The 11,304-nt window shown below is 28.9% G+C and carries 12 protein-coding genes; 10 read left to right on the top strand and 2 right to left on the bottom strand.

The features are described from left to right. Window positions 1–239: hypothetical protein (locus BUB51_RS13345; protein ID WP_073196546.1), on the top strand; the 239-nt coding region annotated here is incomplete at its 5' end. Window positions 240–370: 131 nt separating this feature from the next. Further along, the gene (locus tag BUB51_RS10425) at window positions 371–1,423 is read left to right on the top strand and encodes a hypothetical protein (protein WP_073197604.1); all 1,053 of its coding nucleotides are present in this window, start codon (window positions 371–373) and stop codon (window positions 1,421–1,423) included. Window positions 1,424–1,438: 15 nt separating this feature from the next. On the opposite strand, the gene BUB51_RS10420 is transcribed toward BUB51_RS10425, so the two are convergent. Beyond that, window positions 1,439–1,633 carry a hypothetical protein gene (locus BUB51_RS10420; protein ID WP_035165095.1) on the bottom strand — a complete coding sequence of 65 codons (195 nt, stop codon included), beginning with the start codon at window positions 1,631–1,633 and terminating at the stop codon, window positions 1,439–1,441. 107 nt (window positions 1,634–1,740) lie between these two features. After that, a complete protein-coding gene (locus BUB51_RS10415; protein ID WP_073197602.1) occupies window positions 1,741–2,226 on the bottom strand; it encodes a hypothetical protein in 486 nt (161 codons plus the stop codon). Between the two features lie 114 nt (window positions 2,227–2,340). Here BUB51_RS10415 and BUB51_RS10410 point away from each other — a divergent pair, with 114 nt between their 5' ends. From BUB51_RS10410 to BUB51_RS10375, 8 genes are all read left to right on the top strand, one after another. Continuing rightward, window positions 2,341–3,687 (top strand): MATE family efflux transporter, encoded by a 1,347-nt coding sequence (locus tag BUB51_RS10410; RefSeq protein WP_073197600.1) that lies wholly within the window; start codon window positions 2,341–2,343, stop codon window positions 3,685–3,687. A 45-nt stretch (window positions 3,688–3,732) separates the two neighbouring features. Next, window positions 3,733–4,473, top strand: a complete 741-nt coding sequence (locus BUB51_RS10405; RefSeq protein WP_143153611.1) for a GNAT family N-acetyltransferase — start codon at window positions 3,733–3,735, stop codon at window positions 4,471–4,473. A gap of 75 nt (window positions 4,474–4,548) precedes the next feature. Further along, window positions 4,549–6,393: a B12-binding domain-containing radical SAM protein gene (locus BUB51_RS10400; protein WP_073197597.1), complete on the top strand. Its 1,845-nt coding sequence runs from the start codon at window positions 4,549–4,551 to the stop codon at window positions 6,391–6,393. Further along, window positions 6,356–7,495, top strand: coding sequence for a tetratricopeptide repeat protein (locus tag BUB51_RS10395; protein WP_073197595.1), 1,140 nt, complete (start codon window positions 6,356–6,358; stop codon window positions 7,493–7,495). The genes BUB51_RS10400 and BUB51_RS10395 overlap by 38 nt, the downstream gene beginning before the upstream one ends. A gap of 162 nt (window positions 7,496–7,657) precedes the next feature. After that, window positions 7,658–8,566, top strand: coding sequence for a bifunctional enoyl-CoA hydratase/phosphate acetyltransferase (locus BUB51_RS10390; protein WP_073197593.1), 909 nt, complete (start codon window positions 7,658–7,660; stop codon window positions 8,564–8,566). A 22-nt stretch (window positions 8,567–8,588) separates the two neighbouring features. Continuing rightward, window positions 8,589–10,364: an indolepyruvate ferredoxin oxidoreductase subunit alpha gene (gene iorA / locus BUB51_RS10385; RefSeq protein WP_073197591.1), complete on the top strand. Its 1,776-nt coding sequence runs from the start codon at window positions 8,589–8,591 to the stop codon at window positions 10,362–10,364. Window position 10,365: 1 nt separating this feature from the next. Continuing rightward, window positions 10,366–10,941: an indolepyruvate oxidoreductase subunit beta gene (locus tag BUB51_RS10380; RefSeq protein ID WP_035164721.1), complete on the top strand. Its 576-nt coding sequence runs from the start codon at window positions 10,366–10,368 to the stop codon at window positions 10,939–10,941. A 151-nt stretch (window positions 10,942–11,092) separates the two neighbouring features. Further along, window positions 11,093–11,304, top strand: a 212-nt coding sequence (locus BUB51_RS10375; protein ID WP_200791946.1) for a transposase zinc-binding domain-containing protein, incomplete at its 3' end; no start/stop codon positions are given.

The following is an 11,304-nucleotide window of genomic DNA, read 5'->3' as shown; positions in this document are numbered from 1 at the left end:
CTAGGAGAAGATTAAGGGCATGCCTTTGGAAACAATGGAAGAAAATTAAGACCAAATTTAAGAATCTTAAAAGATTAGGAGTCCCAGAGTATAAGGCATGGCAATACGCTAATACCCGAAAGGGGTACTGGCGTATATCTAATAGTCCTATATTAAATAAGACATTAAATAATCAGTATTGGCTAAATCAAGGATTTAAAACATTCTCTATGCAGTATAAGAAATTGAACTTAACCTAATGAACCGCCGTATACCGAACGGTACGTACGGTGGTGTGAGAGGTCGGTAGATGAATTAATCATCTACCTCCTACTCGATTATACATAAACTTTGTTATACTATACGTATCGAGCAAAGGAGTGTTGACAAATTGGAAGATAGAATTAAGTATTTTATAAATAATGCTGTATACGGCGATAGCTTAAGATATTTTGCTAGTAAGTCTGATACGATAAATCAGAAAAAAATAAAAGGGCAGTGGTCGTATATAGTTGAATTATTTATAATTACAGTAAAATCTTTAATACCTTCGATGAATGTTGAAGGTACAATTGTAGAATATACGAGATTTGAAGAAGAAATAAAGTTATGGATAAATTATAGACATGGAAGCAATAAACTGCTTATAAATTCAGTAAATAAATTTGATGATAGAACTTACTGGGTTGAAAATGATGATAGTGTTTATGCAAGAATATTTCCAATTGTAGCTGCAAATACTCAATGGGATATTATATTATCAGAGGTTATAAAAAATGTCTTATTTACAACTGGTAATATATTTATTTTACAGGAATGTATAATGCTATCTAAAATATTATATTTGATATTAAATAGTCAAAAAGATTATGATAAAATTATAATCAATTTAAAAGAGGAAATAATACAATTATCTCAAAAGGAGTTAATTAGTAAGTATAATAAATATTATAGAGCAGATATTGCAACTTTTCCCGGGAATTTTGTAATAGATTTTGAGAAAACTAGGATTGAATTGCTAGATTTATTTAATGGAAAAACAATAAATAATAATTTCTATATATTAGGGAAAGTATTAGATATTTTAAGAGGTGATATAGAAGAATTTAATCAAATACCATATAATTTCTTTTTGTATGGGATGTTAGGTTTAATTGTCCAAAACAACAGTAAAACTATGGAATATAAGGATAAGAATTTTATACAGAGTTTATCAGATTATTTGATAAAACTTAGAAAAAGTAGAATAAATCCAGAAAGTCTTTATATAAAAAGTTATTATATGCCTGATGTTTTTAAATATGATGTCCAAGAAGAATTTAATCATTCACTTTTAAATAGATGCAAAGTAATTAATAAAGAAGAAACAGAAAAGCTATTTATCACATATATTAAGACAAAATCAGGAGTTTATAGATTTTTTAAATTTAAAAACCCCGTTTGATTACGGGGTAAAAAATTATTTTTTTAAATACTGTATAAATTCATCTTCAGTACTGTCGGCAAGTTCACTAAGTTCTTTTATAATATTGTTTCTAAGTTTTAAGAAAGAGTCAATATTTGTATTCTTACCTGTATATTCAAGAGCTTCAATAATCATAAGCATATCCTTTTTTGATATTTCAGCAATTGATATTTTATCAAATTCCTGCATTTTAACTCTCCTTCCTTTAGAACGTATATCATTTATATATTTCTACAAAAATCTACAAATACCTTCAAAATTGTTAGAAAAGCTTAATTCCAATAAATAGTTGTATTTTAGAAACTTTCTGGTTCTTTTTTGAAAAATACTCTATCACTTCTATTTTTAACTTCTATTAGTAATTCCATGACGTTATTAATTTCTTTTTTTATAAGTTCTGTGTCTTCTCTTGAAATATTATAGTATAGGTATAAATCTTCAAATGCTCTAACAGCTTTTGAAAGTTCGGTATCTACTTCAATGAAGGCTTTAAAATTTTTACTATGTTTTGCATTTTTAAATTGTTCAATGTCTATTATTATAGCGTTAACGACTTTATCTTCCGATTCTAGTATACCTGCTGAAACTACATAAGGTTTTATTCTTTCTAGATAATATGTATTGTCGGGATTAATATGATACATATATTCAATTTTTAATTCATCTAATGTATATTTAACGTAAAACATAACACCTTGAATAGATGCAACTTGGCAGCCTAATTCTCGCAGTTTATTTAGACACATTTCATGTCTTATTTGCCGAATCGTCATATAAGACATACACATAACCTCCATATTTTATTTATAATATTATATCATATTATAAAGGTAGAATTTAGAAATTTTTTTAAATATGTTAAAATAAAAATATTAATAATTGAAAAAGGTGATTATATGATTTTAGAGAATAATAGTAGATTAAAGATAATATGGAATTTAGCATGGCCTGTTATGGTGAGCCAGATTTTACAGACATTATTAGATATAATAGATATGTATTTTGTCTCTAATATAGGGGTTAATGAAGCTGCTGCAGTTGGTATTGGTGCTTCAATTATTGGTGTTATTATTGTTATAACTCAATTAATTGCTACAGGAGCAATTGCTTTAATCTCTAGAAAGACTGGAGAAAATGATGATAAAGCGGTATTAGAAATAACGGGACAAGCTTTAATACTTTCAATTGCAATAGGTATATTGATATCTATATTAGGCTTTAGTTTATCTACTTCTATAATAAAATTATTTGGAGTAGAGATAGAAGTTGCAAAAAATTCGATTAATTATCTGAAGATAGTTTCGTTAAGTATGCCTTTTGTATTTTTTAATTTAACTGGTAGGGCTATATTACAGGCTAGAGGAGATACTAAAACTCCGATGTTAATATTTGGACTTATGAATTTAGTAAACATTATTCTTGATCCTATACTAATATATGGACTATTTTGTTTTCCAAGGCTTATGTTTATGGGAGCACCACTTGCAACGGCCATATCGAATGTTTTTGCTTCAGTACTTATGTTTAAAATAATTTTAAGAAAAATATTTAATGATGAGATTAAGAAATGTTTACAAGTTTTAAGTATCAAAATGAATTTAATATGTAAGATTTTGAAAATAGGCTCATATTCTGCGGTTCAAGCTATTTCTAGGCCTATTACTGGACTTGTGATGTATAAGATTGCAAATTATTCTGGTACAAAAGCAGTTGCAGCCTTTACTATAGGAGGCAGAATATTTAACTTGGTATTTATTTTTTTAGCAGGATTAAATCTATCTATTTCTGTCCTTGTAGGGCAAAATCTTGGTAAAAAAGATATAGAATCAGCTGAATCGATAGTAAAAGATGGAATAAAACTAGCATTAATTAACATGCTGATATTTTCACTTCCATATTTTATGTTTGCTAAATATTTAATGTTTATTTTTACTAAAGATTTTGAAGTGATTAATATAGGTGCAAATTATTTAAGAATAGTTTATATTGGTGTAATTTTCGTTATTTATCCAATTGTGTATGGTGGAGCTTTTGTTGGAGCTGGAGATACGGCACCACCTATGATCGCATCATTAGTAGCAAATTTGTGTTTTAAATTGCCAATGGCATATATTTTGAGTAAAGTATTTAGTATGGGTGCAAACGGTGTTTGGATAGCAATTAGTCTATCTGTTTTACTCGAAGCGGCAATAATAATATACCATTTCAGATTAGGGAAATGGAAAAATAAAAATGTTTTTTAAAACAAATATATCATCGTGATATAATATTAAACGGATGAAGGGAGAGTGGGTATAGTGCACTGTGTATCTAATGTAGAAATGATAAAACATTTATTAGATTATGATAAAATAGCTACGATAAATGTTTTAGGTAGAATGAGATTTACAAAAGATTGGAAGATTATTGTAGATAATATAAATAGGCCAAAGGGATTTATATTAAAGTCGGATGAATGGAATATAATATATTCCCCAGAAGATGAAGTGGCTAAAAATATGTTAGAGAATATGAATTTAAAAGGCCAGGATTTTGCGGGTGTATTAAAGAAATATTATGATTTAATAAAAAATAGAGAAGAAATAGATTGGGAAGAACAATGTTATTTATATTATATGGATAAAAAAGATTTGGACTTGACTAGAATTAAACATGAAGTAAAAGAGTTAAGAGTTAAAGATGCATTAGTTGTAAATGAATATTATACATATAAGAGCGAAGATTCTCTAGAATATATAATTGATTGTATTAAAAATAGGCCTTCATCGGCTATTTTTGATGAAAATGGCGTTCCTATTTCTTGGGCTGTAGTTAGAGAGGATGGTTCAATGGGAATAATGTATACAAAGGAAGAATATAGGGGCAAGGGATTAGCAGTGTCTGTTAGCATTGATCTTGCAAAGAAAGTATTTGACATTGGCTGGATTCCTTATGTTCATATTTTAGTTGACAATATACCTTCAATAAAGTTAGCAGAGTCAATTGGGTTTAAAAAGTATGGAGAAATTGTCTGGTTTGGAGTAAAATAGATAGATAAGGGATAGACTTTTATTAAGCAGCATTTTGCTGCTTTTCTATATGAAATAAGAAGGAAGGTACGATAAATGAACATAGTAATATCTACACTAAATTCAAAATACATTCATTCTTCTTTATCAATCAGATATTTAAGAAGTTACTGTATAAATTCATTTGATAATATTAAACTTATGGAATTTACAATTAATCAAAATACCGAATATATTACAGGAGAAATTTTTAAGCAGGCACCTGATGTTTTAGCCTTTTCATGTTATATTTGGAACATTGAGAAGACTTTAGAAATTTGCGAAAGATTAAAAATTGTAAGGCCACAGACTAAAATCATATTAGGTGGCCCAGAGGTTTCCTTTGATGGCGATGAATTGTTAAGAAAGTACGATTTTATTGATTTTATAATATATGGAGAAGGGGAAGAAACATTTAAGGAATTATTACATTATTTAGATGAAGGTATGAATGACTATGAAAATATAAAAGGGTTAATATTTAGGAAAGATAAAATGATAATTATAAATAATCCTAGGCCTTTGATTTCTAATCTTGATATTATTCCATCTCCGTATGAAGGAAATTTAAATGAATTTAAGGACAAAATTGTATACTTTGAAAGTTCTAGAGGATGCCCTTTTAATTGCCAATTTTGTTTATCATCGACTATAAAAGGAGTAAGGTATTTTTCTCTCGATAGAGTAAAAGAAGACTTATTAAAACTTATTAAAGCGGGAGTAAAACAGGTAAAATTTGTAGATAGAACTTTTAATGCAAAAAAGGACTATGCCCTTGAAATTATGAGATTCATAATGGCGCAAAATGTAAAAAATATAAATTTTCATTTTGAAGTTACAGCACATCTTTTAGATGATGAAATGTTAGATTTTCTTAAATTTGTACCAGAGGGCTTATTTCAATTTGAAATAGGAGTTCAATCAACAAATGATAAAACGTTAGAAGCAATTAGCAGAAAAACTGACTTTGATAAATTGAGTAAAGTTGTAAGAAAAATAAAAAGCTATAACAATATTCATCAACATTTGGATTTAATAGCGGGCTTACCATATGAAGATTATAATAGTTTCAAAAAGTCATTTAATGATGTATATAATCTGCAACCAGACATGCTTCAATTAGGTTTTTTAAAACTCCTTAAGGGATCAGGATTGAGAAGAGATAGAGAAAAATACGGATTTAAGTTTTTAGATAAACCTCCTTATGAGGTACTTGAAAATGACTATATAAATTATGGAGAAATGTTAAAATTAAAATCTATTGAAGATTTATTAGAAAAATATTCAAATAGTAGAAGTTTTGAAAATAGTTTAAAATATGTTATTAAAAATTATTATCGAACACCTTTTGATTTTTTTGAGGATTTTAGTAGTTATTGGGAAAAGCATAAACTAGATTCGATTTCTCACAGTAAAGTTAGTTTATATAGGATATTCTATGATTATTATTTTGATAGGATAAATAAAAATATAGAGATATTTAGAGAATTATTAAAATATGATTTTTTACTTAACAATAAAACATCTAATTTGCCTGAATTTATGAAGTCAGATAAAAAAATCGATGATAGAAATACTATTCATAAATTTTTGCAGAATGAATTATATATCAATAAATATTTAAAGGAATTTGTAAATATTCCGGCAAAAAGAATAATTAATAAGGTTCATTTTGAAATATTTACATTTGATATATTGGATTTTATGAAGAATAATTTTGAGATAGATAAAGTATTGTATAAAGAAGGTATTGTGCTTTTTAAATATAATGAGAGCAAGAAAGTATTTAATAAAGTTACCGTATATGATGTAACTGAAGATATAGAAAAAATAAGAAGTGAAGGTTATGAAAAGGAGATGAAAAATGAGGGGAATAGAGAAATTTTTCAAGGAAAAAACTGAAAATTTGACTTTTATAGAACTAAAATCGAGTGCAAATACTAAATTTAACAAATTTAAATTAGATTCCAATGTACCTCTGCCTATTTTAGTAGATGAACTTATTACAGAGATAAAGGAAAGAAGAGCTCAAGATGAAATAAAAATTTCTTCAATAATCAGAGGAATGATATATACAATTGGAGTCGATCCTAATTTCCCGTATATTGAAAAATACAGAGATATTTTATACAGTTTTGATGAAAAAATTGAAGATTTTATATTATATAATGGTGTGAAGTTTATTAAAGAAGGACTGCTCGATGATGGTTTAATATATTTAAGAGCATTAGTAGTATTAAATGATAAAAATGTAGATGGGTTATATAATTATGGAGTAGCTTTAGAGGAAAGGGCTAAAAAATATTTAGAATTAAGAGATGAAAAAAGAGCTAACATGTTTATAAATGAAGCGACAAGACAATTTGAAAATATACTTGAAATAGATGATGAATATCCTTTAGCATATTATAAACTCGGTTATCACTATAGATTGAATAAGCAATTTATTAAATGTAAGATTATTTGGGAAAAGTTTTTGACGTTGAGTAAAGATGAAGAGCTAAAAGAAGAAATAAAACTAAATCTTTTAGAAATGCAGGATGATATAGTCTATGAAGAAGGATATAACGAAATATTTATTGGGGATCCTGTAAAAGGGCTTGAAAAGTTATTGCCTTTGAAAGAAAAATATACAGACTGGTGGAATTTATTGTTTGTAATAGGTTTAGGATATAGACAAATAGGTGATTTTGCCAAAGCAAAGAAAGAATTTGAAAGTGTATTAAGTATAGTGCCGGGGCAGGTAGATGCATTAAATGAATTAGGACTTTGTTTAGCTAATTTAGGACAATATGAAGAAGCTATTGAAAAGTTTACAGAATCCTACAAAAAGAGGCCTAAAGATTATGAAATATTGTGTAATAGAGGTATGACATATCTTCAAATGGGTATTTTAGATAAAGCTAAAGAAGATATACAAAAAGCATATGATGAAAATCCATTAGATGAGATAACTATAGCATGTATGAAGGAAATTGAAAGAATAGAGGGAATGACTCGATAATCATTCCCTTTTTTGTACGATTATTATTAAAAATAATCTAAATATTAAAATAATTTAATAGTTAATATTAAGAATAAAATAAAAACGTAGTAAAATTATGATAAAATATAAATGAGTTTTGTTTTTAATTGCAGGAAAACGATATCATAAGGGGTGAAGACCGTGATAAAGAGTTTAAAAGAATTATTGAGTATTGCTAAAGAGCAAAAGAAGATGAAACTTGCTGTAGCGGCTTCTCAAGATTATGAAGTTTTAAAAGCTGTATGTGATGCGGCTAATGAGGGGATTGTAGAACCAATTCTTATTGGAGATATTGATGAGACAATAAATATAGCTAGTAAATATGGTTTGGATATTGAAAGGTTTGAAAAAGTTGATGTAAAAGATTTAACTGAAACGGCTAAAACTGCAGTTTTATATGTAAATGAAGGCAAAGCGGATTTTGTAATGAAAGGGTTAATTGATACATCTATCCTTTTAAAAGAAGTGTTAAATAAGGAATATGGTTTAAGGACTGATAGCTTATTAAGTCATGTAATGGTATATGAAGTGCCAACTTATCATAAGTTGCTTTTCTTGACTGATGGTGGTATGAATATTGCACCTGGATTAGAAGAAAAGATTAAAATTGTAAAAAATGCAATTAAAGCTTGTAGGGCTTTAGGATATGAAACTGTAAAAATAGCTGCATTAGCAGCGAAAGAAAAAGTTTCACCTAAAATGCCAGCTACTGTTGACGCTAACAGTTTAAAAGAATTAGGAGAAAACAATGAATTTGGTGAAGGCGTAATTATAGAAGGGCCTCTAGCATTAGATTTAGCTATATCTAAAGAGGCAGCAAAAATTAAAAAGTTTGAAAGTAAGGTTGCAGGGGATGCCGATGTACTACTTATGCCTAATATTGAAATGGGGAATGGCGTGGGTAAAAGTTTAACTTATTTTGCTAAAGCTCAATCGGCAGGAATTATTATGGGAGCTAAAGTACCAGTTGTATTAGTTTCAAGGGCTGATACTCATGAGGCTAAATTGAATTCAATAGCTTTAGGTAGTGTAATAGCTGCGAATATATAAAAAATGTAAAGGGGTGTAAAAAATGAAAAAATTATTGACTGGCAATGAAGCTGTAGCTCGTGGTGCATATGAAGCAGGAGTTACTGTGGCTTCAGCTTATCCTGGTACTCCTAGTACGGAGATACTAGAAAACATAGCAAAATATAAAGAAATTTATTCAGAATGGGCACCAAACGAAAAAGTTGCATTAGAGGTGGCGATTGGTGCATCAATAGCAGGAGCAAGATCGATTGCTGCTATGAAACATGTAGGTGTTAACGTAGCAGCGGATCCTTTGTTTACTTTTGCGTATACTGGAGTAAATGGAGGATGCATATTAGTAACAGCAGATGATCCTGGTATGCATAGTTCACAAAACGAACAGGATAATAGATATTATGCTAAATCAGCAAAATTGGTAATGCTTGAGCCAAGCGATAGTCAGGAAGCTAAAGATTTTGTTAAATTAGGATATGAAATAAGTGAACAATTTGATATTCCGATTCTTTTAAGATTAACTACAAGAATATGCCATAGTAAAACTTTAGTTGAACTAGAAGAAAGACAAGAAGTAGGAATTAAAGAATATGATAAAAATATCGCTAAATATGTAGCTACACCAGCTAATGGTAGAGTGCTACATGTAAAATTAGAGGAGAAGTTAAAGAAATTAGAAGAATATAGTAACAATACACCAATAAATAAAGTTGAATTTAATGATAAGAGTATAGGCATTATTACATCAGGCGTTGCTTATCAATATGCTAAAGAAGTTTTTGGAGATAGTGCTTCTTATTTAAAATTAGGCATGACATTCCCGCTACCAAAACAAAAAATTAGAGAATTTGCTGATCAGGTGGATAAATTATATGTAATTGAAGAATTAGAACCATATTTAGAAACTGAAATTAAGGCAATGGGTATAGATGTTGTTGGAAAAGAAATTATACCAAATGTTGGCGAGCTTAATCCTGACATAATTAGAGAAGCATTATTAGGTGAAAAGAAAGAAATTATTGAAATGAATAGTGAGAAGGTTGTTTCAAGGCCACCTACAATGTGTGCAGGTTGTCCGCATAGAGGATTATTCTATGTATTAAGCAAGAAGAAAAATGTTGTAATAACTGGTGATATAGGATGTTATACTCTTGGTTCGGCACCACCATTAGAAGCTATGGATACTTGTATATGTATGGGTGCAAGTGTAAGTGCAGGGCATGGATTTAGTAAAGCATTTGAAGTTAATGGAAAAGATACTAAAGTATTTGGAGTTATTGGTGATTCTACATTTTTCCATTCGGGTATTACCGGACTTATAGATATTGTATATAATAAGGGTAATGCAGCAACTATTATACTTGATAATAGAATAACAGGAATGACTGGACACCAAGAAAATCCGGGTACAGGTTTTACATTGATGGGTGAAGTTACAGAACAGATAGATTTAGTAAAAATTTGCGAGGCAATAGGGGTTAAACATATTGAAGTTATTAATCCATTAGATTTAGAAGAAACTGAAAAAGCTATAGATAAGGCGATTAATACTGATGAACCTGTAGTTATCATAACTAAGTGGCCATGTGTTCTTAAAAAATCGCCAAAAGAAGAAGTTGAAGAATATGGATTAGATCAGAGAAAAATATGTACAGTAGAATCAGATAAATGTAAGAAGTGTAAATTATGTCTAAAAGTAGGATGTCCTGCTATATCGTTTAAAGAGGATGTTGGAGCAATTATTGATGATACAATGTGTGTAGGTTGTGATGTATGTCTTCAAGTATGTCCATTCAATGCAATAGTAAAGGTGGGTGAGTAATATGTTAGAAACTAAAAATATATTGTTAGTTGGAGTCGGTGGACAAGGAATAATTCTTGCGAGTAAAGTACTTTCTAAAGGTTTAGTCGATGCTGGTTTTGATGTAAAAATGTCAGAAGTTCATGGAATGGCACAAAGAGGAGGAAGTGTTACTACTCAAGTTCGTTATGGTGAAAAAGTATATTCTCCTATAATTGGAAAAGGTCAGGCTGATATTTTAGTGGCGTTTGAGAAAATGGAGGCTATGAGATGGATTGAATATCTTAAGCCAAGCGGAAAGCTTGTTGTAAATAATTATTCTATTCCTTCAGTGCCAGTATTGATTGGGCAAGTTAAATATCCGGAAGATATTATTGAAGAATTGAAAGAAAAAGTAGATACGACTGTAATAGATGCGGCAAATGCAGCTAGAGAATTAGGGAACATTAGAACTCAAAATATAATTATGTTAGGAGCTTTAGTAAAGGCGTTAAATATTACAGAAGTAAATTGGGAAGAAGCAATTAAAGATACGGTTAAAGAAAAATATGTAGATATAAATTTAAAAGCATTTGATAGGGGTATGGAGCTAGTTTAGGGTAGGTATAAACCTGCCCTTTTATTTTTTGTCTAAGAAAGTATAAATTTTTTTGATAAAATAATATAGGCGTAGCCTAGTAAATAAAAAGAGTCTAGAGTTTGAGTAAACTATTACCAGTAAATTAATGTAAAAAGTTAAGGTGAGGTGTATGAGTAAAAGAATCATCAAAAAGATATTTCAAGATCATTGGGAAGGTTTTGTTGAGCTTTATGGATATAAAATAAGAAAAGTAGTATTTAAGGAAGTAGAAAAAATGCTTAATTGTGGGTTATTATCTAATGGATATCTTGAATTTGAATGCGTAGCATGTGGAGAAAAGAAAAAAGTAGGTTTTAGATGTAAAAGTAGATTTTGTACATC

Origin of the sequence: Caloranaerobacter azorensis DSM 13643 (genome assembly GCF_900129995.1) — a bacterium.
GTDB lineage: Bacteria > Bacillota > Clostridia > Tissierellales > Thermohalobacteraceae > Caloranaerobacter > Caloranaerobacter azorensis.
This window is presented reverse-complemented; position numbering and strand designations above follow the sequence as displayed.

What these genes read in the sequence shown, in the direction of transcription:
- BUB51_RS10380 (WP_035164721.1), top strand. Translation starts at nt 10,366, where the DNA reads ATGTTAGAAACTAAAAATATATTGTTAGTTGGAGTCGGTGGACAAGGA.
- BUB51_RS10410 (WP_073197600.1), top strand. Translation starts at nt 2,341, where the DNA reads ATGATTTTAGAGAATAATAGTAGATTAAAGATAATATGGAATTTAGCA.
- BUB51_RS10400 (WP_073197597.1), top strand. Translation starts at nt 4,549, where the DNA reads ATGAACATAGTAATATCTACACTAAATTCAAAATACATTCATTCTTCT.
- BUB51_RS10415 (WP_073197602.1), bottom strand. Translation starts at nt 2,226, where the DNA reads ATGTCTTATATGACGATTCGGCAAATAAGACATGAAATGTGTCTAAAT.
- iorA (WP_073197591.1), top strand. Translation starts at nt 8,589, where the DNA reads ATGAAAAAATTATTGACTGGCAATGAAGCTGTAGCTCGTGGTGCATAT.
- BUB51_RS10395 (WP_073197595.1), top strand. Translation starts at nt 6,356, where the DNA reads ATGAGGGGAATAGAGAAATTTTTCAAGGAAAAAACTGAAAATTTGACT.
- BUB51_RS10420 (WP_035165095.1), bottom strand. Translation starts at nt 1,633, where the DNA reads ATGCAGGAATTTGATAAAATATCAATTGCTGAAATATCAAAAAAGGAT.